Below are 19,842 nucleotides of genomic sequence, written 5' to 3' on the forward strand. Positions count from 1 at the left end.
CGCCGAGCCCGGGTTCCGGCGGGAACCGTCAGGTCAGCTCGTCTTGACCTTGACGGTGCCGTCGACGATCTTCTTCTTCGCGGCGTCGAGCTGCGGCTGGATGTCGTCGATGAAGCCACCGCTGGTGGCCAGGCCGACACCGCCCTTGGCGAGGGAGTAGACCTGGTTGCCGGTCAGCGGCTTGCCCTCGTGCACGGACTTGACGAAGTCGTAGACGCCGACGTCCACGTTCTTGACCATCGAGGTCAGGATCGAGTTCTTGTACTTGCTCAGACCCGGGATGTTGTACTGGTCCGAGTCCACGCCGATGGCCCAGGCGCCCTTGACGGCGGAGACGGCCTCGATGGCGCCGTTGCCGGAGGAGCCGGCCGCGGTGTAGATCACGTCGGCGCCGTTGTCGAGCTGGCCGGACGCGGCTTCCTTGCCCTTGTCGGGGCTGGCGAAGCCGGACAGGTCGGAGCCGTGGGTCAGGTACTGGACGTCGACCTTGACGCCGGGCTTGGTGTCCTTGACGCCCTGGACGTAACCCGCGGCGAACTTCTTGATCAGCGGGGTGTCCACACCGCCGATGAAGCCGACGTGGCTCTTCTTGGTCTTCAGCGCCGCGGCGACACCGGCGAGGTAGGAACCCTGCTCCTCGGTGAAGGTGATGCTGTCGACGTTCTTGGCGGTCGCGACCGAGTCGATGAGGCCGAAGCTGACCTTCGGGAACTTCGCGGCGACCTTGTCCACCGAGGTGGCGTAGGAGAAGCCGACGGCCACGATCGGGTTGTAGCCGGCGTCCGCCAGGTCGGTCAGGCGCTGCTCACGGTCGGCCTCGGTGTCGGAGCTCTTGGCGGTGAGCTCCTTGATGGAACCGCCGAACTCCTTCTCCGCCTTGTCGGCACCGCGCGCGGCGGAGTCGTTGAAGGAGCGGTCACCACGGCCGCCGACGTCGTAGGCAAGGCCGATCTTGATGCCCTTGCCGCCGTCCGAGGACGAGGAGGACGAGCTGTCGTTCTCGGAGGAGGTGCTGCCACACGCGGTGGCAGTCAGTGCGAGAGCTGCGGTCGCGATACACGCAGCGGAAAGCTTGGCTACCCGGCGCACGGGAGGCTCCTTCACCTGACCTGAGCGCCTTGTCGGCGCTTCATGTGAGCACCATGCCAGTGCTCGGGCCTGTACGCCCCTGCGGCGTCGGCTTCGCGGCATCGTAACGCGCGTAGATGTCGGAAACAGACCTCTTCCGAAGCCGTTATCGATTCGAGGCAAACAGCGTCTGAACTGAGGGTCTACCGGCCTGGCACACCAGGATTGCGAAGAGCGCACGATTGGCTTACGAGCATGTTGCGCCGGTCGGCGGAACGGCCCTCACGGGGCCGTTCCGTCACGCTCGGGTCACTGCGCGGCGTCGAGCAGGGCCGCCGCCGTGAACATCTCCACGCCTACGGTGATCGCGGACTCGTCGGCGTCGAAGTCGCCCTGGTGCAGGTCGCGCACGGTCCGCTCGCCCGGGGTGCGCACCCCGAGGCGGGCCATGGCACCGGGCACGTGCTGGAGGTACCAGGAGAAGTCCTCGCCGCCGAGGCTCTGCTCGGTGTCCTCGACGGAGTCGGCGCCGCGCCGCGCGGTCATCGCCCGGCGGAGCAGCTCGGTGACGTCGGCGTCGTTGACGACGGGCGGCACGCCCCGCACGTAGTTGATCTCGGACTTGGCGCCGTGCAGGTTGGCGACCTCGTCGATCGCGGCCACGACGACGTCCGGGGCCTGGCGCCAGGTGTCGAGGTCCAGGCAGCGCACGGTGCCGGAGAGCTCGGCGTGCTGCGGGATGACGTTGGGCGCGTGGCCCGACTCGATGCGTCCCCAGGTCACGGCAAGCCCGGCGCGGGTGTCGACACGCCGGCCGACGATCGCGGGCACGTCGGTGACCACGCGGGCGGCGGCGGTGACGAGGTCGGTGGTGAGGTGCGGCCGTGCGGTGTGCCCACCGGGTCCGTCGAGCGCGATCTCCAGCCGGTCGCAGGCGGAGGTGATGGGACCGGTCCGCAGTCCGATCCGCCCGGCGTCGACGCGCGGGTCGCAGTGCACGGCGAGGATCTTGCCGACCCCTTCCAGCACCCCGCCGTCGATGGCGTCGGCGGCACCGCCGGGCAGCACTTCCTCAGCGGGCTGGAAGACCAGCCGTACGGGCCGCGGCAGCAGCCCCTGCCGGTCGAGCTCGGCGAGCACGAGCCCGGTCCCCAGCACGACGGTCGTGTGCACGTCGTGTCCACAGGCGTGCGCCCGGTCGGGCACGGTCGAGCGGTACGAGCACTCGGTCTTCGTGTCCGGGATGGGCAGGCCGTCGATGTCGGCGCGCAGCGCGAGCATGGGCCGCTCGCCGTCCCACTCCCCGATGTCACACACGAGCCCGGTCCCGACGGCGAGCACTCGGGGCTTCAGCCCGGCCCGCTCCAGCCGCTCCTTGATCGCCGCGGTGGTCCGGAACTCCTGGTTCCCGAGCTCCGGGTGCATGTGCAGGTCGCGCCGGAAGTGGACGAGCTCGGCGTGCAGCGCGTCGCTCAGCACGCCGGGAAGCACGGCTTCCCCGGGCAGTTCGACCTCGGACTCCAGTGACATCAGTTGCTTCACCCTCTAAAGGGTAGGACGCCGGGGCGACCAACCGACCCGCGATCAACAAAACTTCAGCCCGCAGAGGGCAGAAAATTTGGCCGCTCGACGCATGGATGTGATGTGAGGTGGGTAGGAACGTCTTTTCCCACACATACCATGCCGGGCTCGCACCCGGCGGTTCTGTTCATCTGTCGAAACAGGATCGGGACGGGGCGGGGACGGGCCCGGACGGGGCAGCGCCGCTGGTGAGGCGGCGGGTCGCGGGGTCTGCTACGAGGGCCGCGGACGCCATGGGGGAGATCGACCCGGCGGGGGGCGGTGGGCCGGCGCGTGAGCCGATCGGCACCCACGCGGTGCTGACGCTACGGGGGGATCGACTCGGCCGAGGGGGGCGGTTGGCCGGCGCCTAGGCCAATCAGCACCCACTTGGCGCTGTCCGCCCCCGCTTCCCTCGACTCGCCTCAGCCACCGCAAGCGGCCCCTCGATGACGGCCGGGGAAACTCCCCCCGCCGCCCGGTGGCGCCCCACTAGGGTGCAGCCCGTGACCGCCGAGACTCCCGACTTCATACGGGCCACGCGCACCGCGTACGACACGATCGCCGAGCCCTACACCGAACAGTTCTCCGACTGGGCCCGCATCCCCACGCTGGACAGAGCCCAGATCACCGGCTTCGCGGAGCTGGTGAAGGAGCAGGGCCTGGGCCCGGTGGCCGACATCGGCAGCGGCCCGGGACACGTCACGGTGGCGCTCCACAACCTCGGCCTCCGGGTCTTCGGCGTGGACGTCTCCCCGAGGATGGCCGAACTGGCCCGCAGGACCCACCCGGAGCTCCGCTTCCACGTGGGCTCGATGACATCGCTGGACCTACCGTCGGAAACCCTGGGCGGCGTCACAGCCCTCTACTCGATCATCCACGTCCCGGACGACCACCTGCCGACGGCCTTCACCGAGTTCCACCGCGTCCTGGCCCCCGGCGCCCACGCCCTGATCGGCTTCCAGTACGAGCCGGGCGGCACCCACGTACACCTCGACGAACGCTTCGGCCACAAGATCTCCCTGGACTACTACCTGCGCACCCCGGAGGCGGTGGCCGAGCCCCTGACCAAGGCAGGCTTCCAGGTGATCCTCCGAGTCCTCAGAGAGCCCCTCGACGAGGAGAAGCCGGCCCGGGCGTATCTCGTGGCACGGAAGCCGGCGTAGGACGACTGCCCTCTGCACGACAGCAGCGACTGAAGTAAGATTCAATCTACGTAAGAATGAATCTACCTTTGCGCGGAGGCTCTCGTGGAGTTCCATGGCCGGGCCGCCGATCTCGAACTGCTGGCCGATCAGCTCAGGGCCGTGACAGACGGCAACGGGTCCACCCGAGGGCGAGCCGTGATCCTGACCGGTCGGCGCCGGGTGGGGAAGTCACGGCTGGTTCAGGAGTTCTGCGACCGATCAGGAGCGCCGTACGCGGTGTTCCAGGCAACCCGCGGGCGCAACCCCGTCACGGAACGGGCCGAATTCGTCGCGACGCTGGCCCAGTCGCCGCTTCCGGAGGTGGAGCTGGTCGCCGGCCTCCAGCCGCAGGACTGGAACCAGGCCCTGCGTTCGCTGGCGCTCGCGATCGCCGACGACTCCCCGAGCATCGTGGTGATCGACGAGGTTCCCTGGCTGGTCGAGCAGGATCAGGAGTTCGAGGGCGCACTGCAGACCGTCTGGGACCGCCATCTGTCGTCCAAGCCCGTGTTGCTCCTGCTCGTCGGCAGCGACGTGTCGGTGATGGAGGCGCTGCAGTCGTACGGGCGACCGTTCTTCGGCCGGGCGGCGAAGATGACCGTCCATCCCCTGAACCTGGCCGACGTGCAGGCCATGATCGATGCGAACGCGGCGGACGCCGTTGATGCCCACCTGATCACCGGTGGATTCCCGGAGATCGTGCAGTCGTGGCGTCCGGGAATGAGTCGTATCGACTTCCTGCGGACTTCCGTCGCCAACCCCCTCTCTCCCCTGCTGGTGGCCGGCGAACTGTCGCTCCTGGGCGAGTTCCCCGAAGCGTCACTCGCACGGGCCGTGCTGGAAGCGGTCGGCAGTGGGGAGCGGACGTACAGCGCGATCGCGGCTCAGGCCGGGGGTGGTGGAGCGTTGCCGTCCGGGACCCTCTCCCCGCTCCTGGCCACCCTGCAAGCCAAGCGGGTTGTGACAGCCGATCTCCCGCTGTCCGCCAAATCGGACAGCAAGAACAAGCGCTACCGGATCGCCGACCCGTACCTGCGCTTCTGGCTGGCGTTCCTGCAGCGCGCGATCCCGCTGATCGAGCGGGGACGCGGTGACGTGGCACTGGAACGCATCGAACGATCCTGGCCTACGTGGCGTGGCCGCGCGGTCGAACCACTGATCCGGGATTCGCTGCTACGCCTGCTGCCCGACGGCGAGTGGCCGGAGACGGAGGCCGTGGGCGGCTGGTGGAACCGGCAGAACAACCCCGAGGTCGACCTCATCGGCGCGGACCGGGAGCCGGTGGCCAGGCAGGTGCACTTCGTCGGGTCGATCAAGTGGCTCGAGAACCAGCCCTTCGGCCCCCACGACTACGACGCCCTCGTCCGCGACATGCTCGCCGTCCCTGGCACGGCCCCCGACACGCCACGTGTCGCGGTCTCGCGCTGCGGGGTGACGGACGCTCTGCCCCTGGCCGCCCACTGGGGGCCGGAGGATCTAGTACGGGCGTGGTCCTAAGCTCACAAGAGGGCGGCCTTCCCGGTTCACATTCCCTCGGGAAGCGATGCCAGGAACGCCTCGACCTCGCGCTTCTCATAGGTCGACAGATCAGATAGCAAGGTTACGGCGTTTTTGAGCTCGCGCGCGAGCTCGGGATAAGCCCTCCACACTTCCGGGTTTCTCGTGACTGCCGCATACAGCAAGTCACCGTCGATAAATCCACCGGAAGGCTGTTCCAGTGCTTCGTCGCGAAGAATTTGCACCGCTAGAGGGAGCAACCACGGCAAACCGACATCCTGGCCGATCAAGCGGGCCAGCTCATCGGGTTCCAGCGTTCCGATGGGTCGTCGGCGCCACTCGTGGACTGTTCTGATCAGTGACGTCGCTTCGGCAGGCGGTTCTCCCCAGCGTTCGCCGTCCAGTTGTTCAAGGGACTTACTGCGATCGACAGATTGGGACATCGTCGGATCCTCCGTCACCGATGACCTATGGAGTGCAGGAAGCCGTTCAGCCTGTCAAGCTCCGCAATGGCTTCCTTGCGTTTCTTGAGCAGAATTTCCATGCCACGTTCAGTTATACCTGCGGGCGGCTTCTCAATCTCTCGCTCAAGAGCCAACCTCACTTTGTCCAGCCCATTTCGAGCACCCTTCAGATCCGCAATATGATCGTAAGGCGTGCCGTCAGGCTTGCGTGCCACTACCTCGCCTTGAGCTTCACGCCTCGCCGCGTTGTAATGGTTGTGATTGGGTTGAGAGTTTATCTCCCCGATCGGATCCTTCTTGATGTTTTCCAGCTTCTTGATCGCCTTCATGGCGTCTTCCCGCAGTCCCAGGTCACGATACGGCGAAAGACCTAGGGAATCGGTCCAGATATGGGGGTTGTGGACATACGCGACGGGGTTGTCAGCGGGGGCGAGGCCGAGCGGGTCAGGGGTGGCGTAACGGGCGGTTTCAGGGTCGTAGTGGCGGAAGTAGTTGTAATGCAGGCTGGTTTCGGGGTCGTAGTACTGCCCGGGAAAGCGTAGAGGGGTGTACGCGCTGCTGTCGGTGGGCCAGGTTGTCCTGCCCCACAAGGTCGAGCGCCTGCGCCACGCGATGTCACCGCGTTCGTCCACCAGTTCCTGAGGAGTTCCGACAAGGTCGGTGACGATGGCGAAGAAGCGGGAGTCGATCTCCTGCTGGGGCGCGTCGACTGCGGTGATGCGTTCGGTTTGAGCGATCGGGTGCAGGCCCTGGTGGTCCCAGGTCAACGTGACAGGGTTGGCCAGGGACGCCGAGGTAGTGGTCTGCTCGCACAGGGTGGTGCCGTCCCAGACGAAGTCGACTCGTTCGGTGACCGTCTTGCCGTCGCTTGCGAGGCGCAGCTTTGCCGTGCGACGGCCCAGGGGGTCGTAGGTGTATCGCCAGTGGCTGCCGTCCGGTGTGGTGACCGACGTCAGGCGGTTCTCTGCGTCCCATTCGTAATGCCACGTGTCCGGCCTGCGGGACAAACGGGTCTTCTGCCGGAGGCGCAACCGGCCTGCTGCATCGTATTCGTAGCGGACATTGCCCGCGCGGGTGACACGGGTGCCGGTATAAGAGCGCTCACCCGTCGCCCCCTCGCCCGGGTGGGTGGCCGGCCAGGCAGCCCGTGTCTGGTTGCCTACCGCGTCGTAGGCGTACGTCTCCGTCCAGTTCGCCGCATGCACTGTGGTGACTCGGCCCACCGCGTCGAGCTCGAAGTGGTGGGCACCGTTCAGGTGGTCGTCGACGGCCGTCAGGTTGCCGTCCGCCCGATAGGTGTACAAGCGACGCTGGAGACGGCGGCCGGCCGGGGCCATGACGTCCTGTTCCGTCAGGCGCCCCAGGGAGTCGAAAGCCTGGGTCAGGGTTAGGGACTCGGCCACACTGCGGGACAGTTCACGTCCTGCCTCGTCGTGCGTGAATGTGAGAACGCGGCCCGACGCGACCATGGCCGTACGGTTGCCGGCCGCGTCATAACTCCAGGTGCTCGTGGCGCCGGCCGGCGTGGTGCGGCTGACGCAGCGGCCCAACTCGTCGTACCGGTAGGTGAGGGTTCGGCCATTGACCGTTTCGGCCAGCGCACGTCCCATGCTGTCCCTCTGCACGGTCACCACCGCGTCCGGCCCCGCGGCCCGGATCAGGGCCCCCTGCGGGTCGTACTCGAACGTTGTGGTCGTTCCTGCCACTTCCTTGCAGATCACCTGACCCAGAAGGTCGCGCTCAAGGTGAACGGCGGTGCCCGACAGGGTGGTCGAGGCTATGAGTCGGCCGGTCGAGTCGTAACCATAGGTCAGTGTCCGGTCGTCGAAGTCGGTCTCCGCCGTCAGGCGGCCCACTGCGTCATAGGTGTAATTCCACGTCAGGCCCTGCGGATTGGTGACCCTGGTCAGGCGTAGTTCCATGTCGTGGTCGAAGGTGTAGCGGGTGCCGTCCGGGCCGGTCCGGGCGGACATCAAGTCGAAGTGGGTGTATTCATAGCGGGAAACTGCGCCGAGGGCATCGGTGTGGGTGGTGCAGTTGCCCTCGCCGTCGTACGTCCACGATTCGCTTGTTCCGTCCGCGGCTGTACGGCGCGTCAGGCGGCCCTCCACCGTCCACTCCAGCCGAGTCACCGCTCCGGTCGGATCCGTGATGCTCACCGGGCGGCCGAAGGCGTCGCGTTCGTAGCGGGTTACGGCGCCCAAGGGGTCGGTGACCTCCAGGGTCAGGCCTTCGGCGTTGCAGCGGACCCGTGTGACCTCCCCGAGGGCGTTGGTGACGGATTCGAGGTGGCCCCGGTAGTCGTAGGCGAAGTGAGTGGTGGCCCCGGCCTCGTCCGTCACGGCCGTGCAGTTGCCGCGCGCGTCGAACCGTTGCGTGACATGCGTGCCATCGGCACCAGTCACCGTGACGGGCAGACCCTGGTCGTTGTAGGCGACGCTGGTGTAGCGGCCGTCGGGACGGATGGCCAGAACCGTGCGGCCCACCTCGTCGTAGGCGTAACTGCGCGTGCGGCCCAGCGGATCGGTGATGGTGAGCGGGCGGTTGGCCGTGTCGTAAGTGGTGTACGTCGTAGCGCCGTCCGGGGCTGTCACCGCTGCCACTTGCAGGTCTCTGTTGATCTCGTACCGCGTGCTGTGGCCGAGAGAGTTGACCGCTGTGACGATCCGATTGCCGGAGATCGGATCGGGATCGCTGTATGTGTAGGCGTACCGCAGGTGGCCCTTCTCGCCGCCCTGCGCGGTACAGCGATCCTGGTGGTCGTAGGCGTAGCGGTACGTCGAGCTGTTCGTGTCCGTCCAGGCGATGATGCGGCCGAGGGTGTCGTTGGTGAAGCGGGTCGGCAGACCGGAGGACTTCGTGACCGTCGACAGGTGGCCCTCGGTGTCGTAACCGAAGCGGACCAGCTCGACATCCTCGTCGGAGGACAGGCGCAGGGCGGTGATCCGGTTCCTGGACCGCTCGATGCGCAGGTCGTAGCCGGCCGAGTGCACGATCCCCGTCGGGGCGCCCTCGTCGTCGTACTCGAAGGTAAGCCACTGCCCCGAGCGGTCCATGAGCTGGGAGAGCAGGGCGATGCCGTTGCCGTCGCCGCCCGGGCCCGCGAAGTCCCAGACGCGCCCCGTTTCCGGGTCGCTGACCGTGTAATCGCCGTAGGCATCCACAGTCAGCGGGTGGCTTTCCCCGGCCAGGGGCAGGGTCGGAACGCCGGGGGCTGGGTGCGGATATGCCAGCAAGGAGCCGTCCTCGCGGACGAAGACGACACCTTCAGCGTCGATCTCCAGCCGCTGGTCGGCCGTCGAGGTCCAGCAAGGGCCGAACCAGCGGCCCGCCCGGTACGACGACTCGAACTGGCGGGTGAAGACCAGGGGCAGCCGGGCGGGCAGGGTCACGTCCGTCTGCGGCAGGGACATACGCCCGGTGGCCATGTCAATCGGGTCACCACCCAGCGTCTTGCACCACAGCTCCCGGGCAACGTCCCGCAGCCCCTTGCCGACACTTCTGCGCGCGGCACCCGTCGCGGCGTCCTTGGCGACCCCGCGCAGGGCATCCCGCGCAGCCGCGCGCCCCACACCCCCAGCTCCCTTCCCGCCGATCAGGTTCGAGAGCAGGTAGCCCGCCGCGTCCCCCGGATCCCTGGACCACCCCGTCCCCAGGATCGACATCGGCAGGCGTTCGGGGTGGGCCGCCGTGCCGACCAGGCCCGCCAGGAGCAACTGGGAGTTCTTCGACCACTCGCCGGGGTGGGTCAGGTTGTACGGGTCCAGGGGGTTGACCGTGCGGGCCAGTTTCAGGACGTCCGTGCCGCCGCGCAGGAGGCCGCCCAGGACGTGGACCGAGTTGAGCTGGGTCCCGACGAACAGGTCCGCCGCGCCCGCGCCCAGGCGGTCGGTGAACTCCGGCTTCGGCGGGGCCGTTTCCAGGGCCGCGGCTATCCTGCGGCGGGCGTCCTCGGCCAACTCGGTGCGCTGGCGGCGGGCCGCGGACAGGATCTCCCGGGCCTCCTCGCGGAGTCCGGTACCCGGGTCGACCCAGGCGCCGGGCTCCGTCGGCTTCGGGCCCGGGTCGCCGCCCGCCCCGACGGTCGCGTTGTAGCGTTCGGCCGCCTGGTCGTACGCCGACACCCGGGCGTCGTACGCGTCCGCCGCCCGCCGGGAGGCGTCCTGGGCGGCCCGGTACTTCTCGATCGCCAGCCGGGCCTGTCCCTGCGCCCACGTCACCATGTCCGCGTACGACTCCAGCGCCCCCGCCGCCGACGTACACGCGTCCGCCGCCGTCAGCCACTGCTTGGGCTGGACGTCGAACTTCGCGCGGAACTCGTCCGCCGCCCGGCCCCGCCACTCGCCGGGGTCCAGCGAGCGCATGCCCTGGCCGACGTTCTCGAAGGCGGCCGCGAACTTCCGCAGGTGCCCGGCCCGTTCGCGCAGGGCCGGCTCGCTGCCGTGGATGAGTTCCTTCGGGTCGTCGCTCTCGCCCAGCGCGCGTTCGGCGACCGTGCCGCCCAGCCGGTTGTCGACGCTCTCGCCGAAGTCGCGGACCTTCTCGGCCGCGCCGTCCGCGCCGACGTCCGACAGCAGGCCCGCCGTCTTGTCCGCGCCCCAGCCCACCGCCTCGCCGACGCCCTTGTTCAGGCCGTCCGCCGCGCTCTCCAGGCCGTCGCCGAAGTCGTCGACCAGATCCCCGAAGCCCATCAGCCCTCACCCGCCGGGGAATCCGCGGAGGGAGGCCCGCTCCACTGCCAGTCCGTGCGCGGATCGACGAACGCGTCCGGCGTCGCCGTCGAGGTCGAGACGTCCTCCGCCGTCCGCGACCAGGCCGCCTCCACCTCGTCCTGACCGGACGTGAAGGACTCCGCGCTGTAGTCCGCGTTCGCCCCCTGCGAGACCGGGTTGTCCTTCAACGTCTCCGACCAGGAACGTTCCTTCACCTCGTCCGGGGAGAGGTACGGGTTGCCCGTGCCGGCCGTCCACACCGACTTCAGGGTGTCGGAGACGTACTGCTCCTGCTCGTGGTAGATCCCCGCCGACAGCCCCAGACGGCCCGCGAACTCGTTCGCGCCCTGCATCAGGGAGCGCACGCCCCAGCCCCAGCGGTCGCAGAAGTCCCCGAACACCTGCCGGAGGCCGTCGTCGCCCGCCTCCAGGCCGGTCAGGGAGAGGTCGTCGAAGCCGCGGCCCAGGTTCGCCTCGATGTCGAAGCCGAAGTTCTTCAGCTCGTCCATCGCCTGGTCGATGCCGCGGGTGATCCGTGCCATCGCCTCCGGATCGACCTGGTAGCCGTCGCTCACGCCGCCCCGGCCCCCTCCGGACCGGCGGCCACGGCCACCGCGTCCGGCACGATCCCCGGCACCGGAGGCAGCACCAGGCCGCCCGGGCTGCCCGCGTCCACCGCGATGCCGGTGGGGCCGTCCGCGGCGGGGACCACCTGGTCCAGCAGTCGCGCCCCGTACACCGGGACGCAGTCGGGCACGACCTCACCGCGTGCCTCGGCGAACCGTTCCAGCGCCGCGCGTTCCGTGAACGCAAACAGCCAGCGAATGCCGCACGCCTCCGCCGACAGCAACGCGCCGTCGACCACCGGCACCAGCACCTCCCGGCGCCGGAACTCCCCGATCTCCGCCCGCCGTTCCCGCAACGCCTCGGCACGCACGTCAGCCGCCCCCGTCGTAGACCTCATCGAACGTCGCACAAGTGAACGATGATGCTAGACGATCCGGCTGAGCGGCGCCCCCGGGGTTTCAGACAACCGGTACCGCCGTCACCGCCGACAGCCGGTGCACGTCCCGGGCCGTCCCGGTGACCCCGGACAGGAAGCCCTGGGCCCGCGGCGAGGCCGTCGCCGTGAGCCAGTCCGGGTCGATGTCGCACACGGCCACGCGGACCTCCGTGCCGGCCAGGGCCAGGGGCAGCGTGTGGACGACCGTCGAGGGGAAGCTCAGGATCGTGCGGCCGATCGGGCCCCGGCGGGCGATGAGTTCCAGCGGGAGGTCCGGGCGGACGATCTCCAGGCCCGTCTCCACGGCCAGCCGGTGCAGCTTCTCCGTCGCCTCCCGGCGGTGGGCGAAGTAGCGGGTGGCGCCATGGGTCTTGGCCAGGCGGGTCACGGCCTCCAGGTAGCGGTCGGCGTCCACCACGCCGGTCTCGACGAGGGACGTGCCGACCATGTCCGCGCCCTTCGTGAGGCGCGGCGGGCCGAAGCGGGCGCGGGTCCAGGCGAAGGAGTTCACCGAGACCGTCACTCCCGTCGGCGTCTCCTCCATCGGCATCGACGAGAAGATCTCGACTCCCCGGCCCTCCCCCGGCGTCAGGCGCTTGCGGGCCGCCGCCGAGACCGGGGCGAAGGCGAGGTCGCGGGGGCTGGGGCGGCCGCCCTTGCGGTGCCAGCGCACGAGGCGCTCACCGCGGGCCAGTTGGGACACGAACTCCATCGTCGCCGTGCCGTCGTCGACCACGACCAGGTCGCCGGCGCGGGTGATGGTCAGAAGAAGCTGCACATAGCGGGAGAACGGGTCGCCGAGGACCACACGGTCCGCCCTGCGGAGCATGCCCGCGAGGCCGCCGATGGTCTGGAAGGGGGCCGCGGCGCCGCCCCTCGCCTCCTCCCAGCGGACCTCGTGGCCCTCCTCGCGGGCGAGTTCCGCCATCCTGCGGAGCTGGCCGCGGGTCATGGGGTCGGTCGGGGACAGCACGACGAGGGTGAGCTCCGCGCCGGGGGCGTGCGCGTGCGCCCACTCCAGCACGTTCAGGAGCTGGACCGGGCTCTCGACGAACGCGAGAGTGTGGGGGCCGGTGTTCCCGGCACGGGGGCTCATCGACGTACGACCGTCCCGTCGTAGGGCGCTCATGGGGCGCGGGTGATGAACACCGGGCCCCCGGACCGACTGCGGCCGGGGACCCGGTGCCTGGTGGCTCAGACCGAGACGGGCTCGCCCGCGGCGGCCGCGATCTCCGCCTCGGCGACCACGCCGGTGACGCGGCGCAGCTTCTTCATGGGGCCGAGCTCGGAGTCGTAGACCTTCTTGACGCCGTCGCCGAGGGAGGCCTCGATGGTGCGGATGTCGCGGACGAGGCGCTGGAGGCCCTGCGGCTCGACCGACGCGGCCTGGTCGGAACCCCACATCGCGCGGTCCAGGGTGATGTGGCGCTCGACGAAGGTGGCGCCCAGGGCGACCGCCGCGAGGGTGGTCTGCAGGCCCGTCTCGTGGCCGGAGTAGCCGATCGGGACGTTCGGGTACTCCTCCTGGAGGGTGTTGATCACCCGCAGGTTGAGCTCCTCGGCCTTCGCCGGGTAGGTCGAAGTGGCGTGGCAGAGAAGGATGTTGTCCGAGCCGAGGACCTCGACCGCGTGGCGGATCTGCTTCGGGGTGGACATGCCGGAGGAGAGGATGACCGTACGGCCCGTGGCGCGCAGGGCGCGCAGGAGCTCGTCGTCGGTGAGGGAGGCGGAGGCCACCTTGTGGGCGGGCACGTCGAACTTCTCCAGGAAGGCGACGGCCTCGGTGTCCCACGGGGAGGCGAACCAGGCGATCCCCTTCTCCTTGCAGTACTCGTCGATCTGGCGGTACTCGTCCTCGCCGAACTCCACGCGGTGGCGGTAGTCGATGTAGGTCATCCGGCCCCAGGGGGTGTCGCGCTCGATGTCCCACTGGTCGCGCGGGGTGCAGATCTCGGGGGTGCGCTTCTGGAACTTCACGGCGTCGCAGCCGGCCTCGGCGGCCACGTCGATGAGCTTGAACGCGTTCTCCAGCTCGCCGTTGTGGTTGATGCCGATCTCGCCGCAGATGTAGACGGGCTGGCCGGGGCCTGCGATGCGCTCGGTGCCGAAGGTGCGCAGGCGGGAGTTGGAAGACATACGAGGACGTTCCTTACTTGTCGAGGGAGTCGAGAGAGGGGCCGAGGATCCAGCGGGCGATCTCTCGGATCGCGCCGTCGCCACCGGGGACGGTGGTGACCGCACGGGCGGCGCCGCGTACCACGTCGTGGGCGCTCGCGACCGCCACGGGCCAGCCGACGAGGGCGAAGCACGGGAGGTCGTTGACGTCGTTGCCGACGTAGAGCACGCGCTCGGGCGCGATGCCCTGCTCCTCGCACCACTGCTTCAGCGCGAGGTCCTTCCGGTCGATGCCGTGCAGCACGGGGATCTTCAGCTTCCGTGCGCGGGCGGCGACGACCGGGTTCTGCTCCGTGGAGAGGATCAGCATCCGCAGGCCCGACTTGCGCAGGGCGGCGATGCCGAGTCCGTCGCCGCGGTGCACGGTGACGAACTCCTTTCCGTCGGCGTCGATCAGCACCCGGTCGTCGGTCTGGGTGCCGTCGAAGTCCAGGACGACCGCGTCCACGTCCTCGAAGGAGGGCTGGGTGCCCGCGTCCAGCAGGGGGGCCAACGCCCGTGCCCTGGCCAGGTCGTGGGGGTCGTCGATCTCCAGCACCCGCGCGGGGTCGGTCCGTACGAGGTCGGTACGGCCGAAGAAGCGGTGCTGGTGCTTGCGGAAGCCGACCGCGTCCATCGCGTAGGCGGCGCCGGTCTCCAGGAGGTCCTGGGGGCGGTCCTGGCGGCGGGGGCGGAAGGACTTGTCGTGGTTGACGCCGTAGCCGCCGCCGGTGGCCGCGTCGGCCTCCGCGACGGAACCGGCGGCCGCCTCGTCGTCGGCGTCGCGCCAGACGAAGCCGTGGAAGGGGGCGACGGTCACGGCGGTGTCGGCGTCGTTCTCGACGATCGCGGCGGCGACCCCGTCGATGTCCTCGCGGACCACGAACGGGCTGGTGCACTGCACGAAGACGACCACGTCGACGGCGGCGCCGTGCAGGGCCTCGTGGGCGTCCATGGCGTGCAGGACGGCGGCCTCCGAGGTGGCGGTGTCGCCGGCGATGGCGGCGGGCCGCAGCACGACCTCGGCGCCCGCCTCACGGGCGGCGGCCGCGATGGCCTGGTCGTCGGTGGAGACCACGACGTCCGTCACCAGCCGGGCGGCACGGCACTCGCGCACGGCACGGGCGACCAGCGGCACGCCCCCGACGGGGGCGAGGTTCTTCGCGGGCACGCCCTTGGAGCCGCCGCGCGCGGGGATCACCGCGAGCACCCGGCGCACGGTGTGCGGGTGGGACATGGCGTCTTCTCCTTGATACGTGGTCACAGCTCCCCCATCCGGCGGATCACGGGCGCCACGCGCTGCACGCCGTGCCGGTACGCCCCCCGGGCCGCCCGGCGCACGATCTGCCGGACCGGGCCCGGCGCCTTGTCGTGGGCGGGGGCGCCGGGCAGCGGGGTGCCGTCGGGGCCGAGGTGGTGGCGGGCGAGGATGCCGGGCAGATAGCCGGGGGCGGTGACGGGTGTGTAGTACGGGGTCAGCGGGGGCCGTTCGGGAGCCGCCAGCAGCTTGGCGATGCGCTCGCGGGCCGCGTCGAAGGCGTGCGCGTACGATCCGTCGGCGACGACACCCTGCCGGGCGACCCACTCCTCGTCGGGCGACGGCCGGTGTCCGGCGTCCAGTTGCTCCCAGGAGGCGAGGCAGCCGGAGCCCACGAAGTGGTGGTTGCCGAGGACCTCGCGGATGCCCAGGTCGGTCAGGACCGCCGTGGGGATGCGCCGGTGCAGGGACTCCAGCGCCGCGGTGGAGCTGATGGTGACCAGCAGGTCGGTCCGGTCCAGGACCTCGCCCATGTTGCCGTACACCAACTGGAAGTTGGCCGGCGGATCGAGCCGCTGGACCAGCTTCTGGTACGGCAGCTCCTCGATGTGCGTGGTGTGTTCGCCGGGCCTGGAGCGCAGCTTGAGCAGCACCTCGCGCTCGGGGTGCAGCCGGGCGTGCCGGATGAGGCGGTCCAGCAGGTACACCCGGTCCCGGCGGTTGTCCGGCACCGAGGGCTGGACCGCGAACACCACGGTGTACGGGTCGTGCTCCCCTTCGTAGGGCGTCCCGCCGAGGAAGGGCAGCGCCACCTCCGTGACCGACGAGGCGTCCGCCCCCACACCCTCGTACACCGCGCGGAAACGCTCCGCGTCCTGGCGGGAGTTGGCGAGGACGAGGTCGGCCCCGTGCCGCAGGAGCAGGCCGTCGGCGAGCTTCTCGTAGACGACGCCGACATAGCCGGTGACGACGACGGGTCGCTTCTCCAGGCCGTCCCAGACCCGCGCCAGGCCGTGCAGCATGGCCTGCACCCCGCCGCCGACCAGGGCCAGCACGACGATGTCGTACGACGTCTCGGCCAGGGCGCGCAGGAACTCGACGGCGGTGACCTCGCGCAGGGAGTCCGAGCGCACGCCGACCTCTTCGAGCTGGCGTGCGGTGGGTGTGGCCCGGCCGCGCAGCAGGTATCCGTCCAGCGCGAGGCCTGCTTGCGCTCCGCCGCGCGGTCCGGATTCCATGGAGGGGCCCGGCGCGATGCGGTCGGCGGTCAGCGCACCCCATTTCCAGCGGGTGTCGGAGTCCGCGAGGACGGCGATTCGAAGGGACTTCGTTGTACGTGGCGGCACGACGACGACGCTAGGAAGCAATTTCTAGGTCCGGCCCAACCGCGAATCAACGAAAAGTTAACAACAGCCCACCGAGAGCCGAACTGGCCCGCCGAGGACCTGGAAGTACACGGGATGCACCGTTCTGACACATGGAGTTCACCCGCAGTCCCCTTGCCGGAAAGTTCCGCTGCCGGACCGCCTTCTAGCGTTTTCCGGGTGCCAAAGCTCTCCGTCATCGTGCCGTTCTACAACGTGCAGCAATACGCCCCGGACACCCTCAGAAGTCTTCGCATGAATGCGCGGCGAGATTTCGAGTTCGTGCTGGTGAACGACAAATCAAGGGACGAAACCCCAGCCATTCTCGACCGTGCGGCCGAGGAACTGTCGGACGTCGCCCAGGTGCGGGTCATCCACCACGAGGCGAACGGAGGGCTCGCCACCGCGCGCAACACCGGCCTGGACGCGGCGCGCGGCGAGTACCTGACCTTCCTCGACGGCGACGACTGGCTCGCGCCGGGATACCTCACGGAACTGGTCGCCGCCATCGAGGGGCTGGGCTGCGACTTCGTCCGCACCGACCATGTGCAGACCGTGGCGCGCGCCCGGACCGTGCACCGGGTCCCGATCGGCCGGCGGAACGAGGTGATGAACCCGCGGGACGCGATCCTGCCGGCCGACCGCTCGACGTCCGTGGACTACGCGTACGCGTGGGCCGGCGCCTACCACCGCCGGCTGCTCGACAAGGGCCTGCTGCACTTCACCGACGGGCTGCGCACGGCCGAGGACCGGCCGTGGATCTGGAAGCTGCACCGCGAGGCCGAGTCGTTCGCGGTGGTGAGCCTGCTGGGCGTCTTCTACCGGCGCGGGGTGGCCTCCTCCCTCACCCAGATCGGGGACGCCCGCCAGCTCGACTTCATCCGCGCCTTCGACCAGGTCGTCGAGGAGACGTCGGCGGACCGGGACGCCGACCGGCTGCTGCCCAAGGCGGTGCGCACCTACTGCGCGATCATCGCCCACCATCTGTCCGACGAGTCCAAGTGGGAGCCGTCCGTGGCCCGGCAGTTGCGGGCGATGAGCGCGGCGGCCATCAGGCGGATGCCGCAGGACATGCTCGGCGACGTGCTCGACACCATGGACCTGCGCCGCTCCGCCAAGCTGCGGCGGCTGCGGCGGCGGGTCACCACTGCGAAGGCGGTCGCCTGATGTCCTCGACCGGTTCCCGTACGACCCAGATCTTCTGCGCCTCCACGCTGTACGGCGCGGTCACCCTGGCCGCCGCGATCGACTCCGACCTGTTCGAGGAGCCGGATCGCCGGGTGCTGCTGGTGTTCAACAACACGGCGACACCCGAGATCTCGACGCCGCTGGACGAGATGCCGGGCTTCGCGCCGCTGCGCGAGCACTTCGACGAGGTGCTGTCCTGGAACGAGGCGATCCGTCCCTTCCACCCCGGCTCGTGGACGCCCCGCCCGGACGACATCCCCCTGTTCGAGCGCTATCTGCGGCTGCTGTGGGGCCTCGGCGACGACCGCGTCGAGCTGGTGCTGGAGTCCCTCCAGGTCGCCCCCGCCCTCACCGTCGCCCAGATCTTCACCGGCGCCCCCGTCGACGTCTACGCCGACGGCCTGATGAGCTACGGCCCCACCCGCAACAAGCTCGACCCGCTGGTCGGCACGCGGGTGCGCCGCCTGCTCCACCTGGACCTGGTCGCGGGTCTCACGCCGATGCTGCTGACCGAGTTCGACGTGCCGCCGGTCGTGGTGCCAACCTCCGCCTTCCTGAAGGCGATGGGCGAACTGACCGCCGCGGTCGAGGAGTTGCCGCCGCTGCCGGACGACGCGGCCCTGCTGCTCGGCCAGTACCTCTCCGCGCTGGACATCCTCTCCCCCGCGGAGGAGGAGGACCTGCACGTGCGGATGCTGAAGGGGGCGGTCGCCCAGGGGCACCGCACGGTCGTCTTCAAGCCGCACCCGAGCGCACCGGCGCGCTTCAGCCGCGCCCTGGAGGCCGAGGCGGAGAAGCTCGGCGTGGACCTCACCGTGCTGGACACGCCGGTGCTCGCCGAGGTGCTGTTCGAGAAGGCCCGGCCCGCGCTGGTCGTCGGCTGCTTCTCCACGGCGCTGTTCACGGCCTGCGCCCTGTACGACCTGCCTGCCGCCCGCATCGGCACCGAGCTGCTCCTGGAGCGGCTGACGCCGTACCAGAACAGCAACCGGGTCCCGGTGGTGCTCGCCGACGCGGTGCTGCCGGACCTGGAGGGCCGGGCCGGGCAGGAGGCCGTCCCTGCGGACATGCTCGACCCCCTGATCACCGCGCTCGGGTTCACCCTGCAACCGCAGATCCACTCGGCGCTGCGGCCGGCCGCGGAGCGCTATCTCTCCGAGCACTTCGGCCCGCGCACCCGCCGCTACTTCCGCAAGAAGCGCCTGACGTCGCTGGGGCTGCCGGGCGGGATCCCGGAACGGCTGACCTTCCTGCCGCGCAACGCCACCGCGCGCCGGATGGTGCGGCGGGCACGGGCGCTGAAGAAGGCCGTGAAACGCTAGCCGGAACACCGGGTGAACCGCGGAAGGCCCGTGGGCGACCTTGCGGGAAGGGCCAGGTCATAAGGCCTCTGACCTGGTCTTTCCTGCTTCCCGGAAGCTGTGACAAGGCCGCGGCCCGCCCCTACGATCGCGGGATGCGTATCCCCCAGCTCGAAGAAGCCAACGCCCGCATGCTGGCGCACGCACCGTCCGTCCGGCCGGTCGCCACGAGCGACATCATCCGCACCCACCGGAAGAAGTTCCCCTTCCGCGGCTATGTGGAGATCGACTCCCCGTACTGCCCGCCGTTCGTGATGTTCTGCGTGAACGACGACGCGGTCGGTCTGGACACGCTGTGGAACGGCCGGTTCGGCTACGAGCCCGGCAGCCTCGCCACCTGGTCCCGGCTCGCCGCGAAGAGCACGACGATCGCCGACGTCGGGGCGCACGTCGGCTACTTCTCGCTGATCGCCGCCCTCGCCAACCCGAAGGCGAAGGTGCACTCCTTCGAGCCGGTGGACCAGATCCACGCCCGGCTGTCGGTGAACGTCCGGTCGAACGCCGCCCAGAACGTGAAGCTGTACCAGGCGGGCGTGTCCAGCGAGGCGGGCTGGGCCGAGATCAGCGTCCGTTTCGCGGGCAACCTCCTGTCCACGGGCTCGACCCTGGAGGGCGGTGCCGCCGACGCCGAGCGGAAGCGGATCCGCCTGGTCCGTCTCGACGAGGTGTTCGCCGAGACCCGGCTGGACCTGGTGAAGATCGACGTCGAGGGGCACGAGCTGTCGGTCCTCCAGGGGGCCCGCCAGGTCCTCGAGCGCGACCGGCCGACCGTACTGCTGGAAGCGCTGCGGGACGCCGACATGCAGATCCTCCTGGCCGAGTTCGATCCCCTCGGCTACGACTGCCACTGGGTCACCGAGCACGACGGCACGCTCGTCCCGTGGTACGCGCCTCGGCCGGCCAGGACGCGGAACCTGCTGTTCACCCCGCACGACTGACCCGTCGGCCGGCCGGGGCGAGAGGCAAGCGAGACAGGGCGGACGGCTTGCGGCCACGGCCAGTTCGACGCGTGTTCACAGTCCTTCC

General features: G+C 69.8%; 15 protein-coding genes. 5 read left to right on the plus strand and 10 right to left on the minus strand.

Annotation, left to right across the window (positions count from 1 at the left end; all coding sequences use genetic code 11):
* Positions 1-33: 33 nt before the first annotated feature.
* Both ACZ66S_RS07325 and ACZ66S_RS07330 read right to left on the minus strand, forming a co-directional pair.
* Entirely contained in the window at positions 34-1,089 is a 1,056-nt protein-coding gene (locus ACZ66S_RS07325) for a BMP family lipoprotein (protein WP_469900315.1), read from the minus strand.
* Positions 1,090-1,377: 288 nt separating this feature from the next.
* Entirely contained in the window at positions 1,378-2,598 is a 1,221-nt protein-coding gene (locus ACZ66S_RS07330) for a M20 family metallopeptidase (protein ID WP_469900888.1), read from the minus strand.
* Positions 2,599-3,134: 536 nt separating this feature from the next.
* Between ACZ66S_RS07330 and ACZ66S_RS07335 the strand changes: the two genes are divergently transcribed.
* Together ACZ66S_RS07335 and ACZ66S_RS07340 are read left to right on the plus strand one after the other, a co-directional pair.
* Positions 3,135-3,794: a class I SAM-dependent methyltransferase gene (locus ACZ66S_RS07335; protein ID WP_469900317.1), complete on the plus strand. Its 660-nt coding sequence runs from the start codon at positions 3,135-3,137 to the stop codon at positions 3,792-3,794.
* A gap of 84 nt (positions 3,795-3,878) precedes the next feature.
* Entirely contained in the window at positions 3,879-5,312 is a 1,434-nt protein-coding gene (locus ACZ66S_RS07340) for an ATP-binding protein (protein WP_469900319.1), read from the plus strand.
* Positions 5,313-5,338: 26 nt separating this feature from the next.
* Here ACZ66S_RS07340 and ACZ66S_RS07345 read toward each other — a convergent pair whose 3' ends face one another.
* From ACZ66S_RS07345 to ACZ66S_RS07380, 8 genes are all read right to left on the minus strand, one after another.
* Positions 5,339-5,755 carry a contact-dependent growth inhibition system immunity protein gene (locus ACZ66S_RS07345; RefSeq protein ID WP_469900321.1) on the minus strand — a complete coding sequence of 139 codons (417 nt, stop codon included), beginning with the start codon at positions 5,753-5,755 and terminating at the stop codon, positions 5,339-5,341.
* Positions 5,756-5,769: 14 nt separating this feature from the next.
* Positions 5,770-10,467: a putative T7SS-secreted protein gene (locus tag ACZ66S_RS07350; protein ID WP_469900322.1), complete on the minus strand. Its 4,698-nt coding sequence runs from the start codon at positions 10,465-10,467 to the stop codon at positions 5,770-5,772.
* Positions 10,467-11,063, minus strand: a complete 597-nt coding sequence (locus ACZ66S_RS07355; RefSeq protein ID WP_469900323.1) for a hypothetical protein — start codon at positions 11,061-11,063, stop codon at positions 10,467-10,469. Before ACZ66S_RS07355 ends, ACZ66S_RS07350 begins: the two co-directional genes overlap by 1 nt.
* On the minus strand, positions 11,060-11,452 hold the full coding sequence (locus ACZ66S_RS07360) for an SseB family protein (protein WP_469900325.1): 393 nt from the start codon (positions 11,450-11,452) through the stop codon (positions 11,060-11,062). The genes ACZ66S_RS07355 and ACZ66S_RS07360 overlap by 4 nt, the downstream gene beginning before the upstream one ends.
* A gap of 61 nt (positions 11,453-11,513) precedes the next feature.
* Positions 11,514-12,587 carry a hypothetical protein gene (locus ACZ66S_RS07365; protein ID WP_469900890.1) on the minus strand — a complete coding sequence of 358 codons (1,074 nt, stop codon included), beginning with the start codon at positions 12,585-12,587 and terminating at the stop codon, positions 11,514-11,516.
* 98 nt (positions 12,588-12,685) lie between these two features.
* Positions 12,686-13,627 carry an N-acetylneuraminate synthase family protein gene (locus ACZ66S_RS07370; protein WP_469900326.1) on the minus strand — a complete coding sequence of 314 codons (942 nt, stop codon included), beginning with the start codon at positions 13,625-13,627 and terminating at the stop codon, positions 12,686-12,688.
* A gap of 13 nt (positions 13,628-13,640) precedes the next feature.
* Positions 13,641-14,882, minus strand: a complete 1,242-nt coding sequence (locus ACZ66S_RS07375; RefSeq protein WP_469900328.1) for a cytidylyltransferase domain-containing protein — start codon at positions 14,880-14,882, stop codon at positions 13,641-13,643.
* A 23-nt stretch (positions 14,883-14,905) separates the two neighbouring features.
* Complete coding sequence (locus ACZ66S_RS07380; protein ID WP_469900329.1) at positions 14,906-16,249, minus strand: DUF6716 putative glycosyltransferase; 1,344 nt, start codon at positions 16,247-16,249, stop codon at positions 14,906-14,908.
* Positions 16,250-16,447: 198 nt separating this feature from the next.
* Here ACZ66S_RS07380 and ACZ66S_RS07385 point away from each other — a divergent pair, with 198 nt between their 5' ends.
* The 3 genes from ACZ66S_RS07385 (at position 16,448) to ACZ66S_RS07395 (ending at position 19,754) form a co-directional block, all read left to right on the plus strand.
* Positions 16,448-17,434, plus strand: coding sequence for a glycosyltransferase family 2 protein (locus tag ACZ66S_RS07385; RefSeq protein WP_469900331.1), 987 nt, complete (start codon positions 16,448-16,450; stop codon positions 17,432-17,434).
* On the plus strand, positions 17,434-18,777 hold the full coding sequence (locus ACZ66S_RS07390) for an alpha-2,8-polysialyltransferase family protein (RefSeq protein WP_469900333.1): 1,344 nt from the start codon (positions 17,434-17,436) through the stop codon (positions 18,775-18,777). The genes ACZ66S_RS07385 and ACZ66S_RS07390 overlap by 1 nt, the downstream gene beginning before the upstream one ends.
* A gap of 134 nt (positions 18,778-18,911) precedes the next feature.
* Complete coding sequence (locus ACZ66S_RS07395) at positions 18,912-19,754, plus strand: FkbM family methyltransferase (RefSeq protein ID WP_469900334.1); 843 nt, start codon at positions 18,912-18,914, stop codon at positions 19,752-19,754.
* Positions 19,755-19,842: the final 88 nt, after the last annotated feature.

The sequence above is a fragment of the Streptomyces sp. NPDC107471 genome (assembly GCF_055582845.1).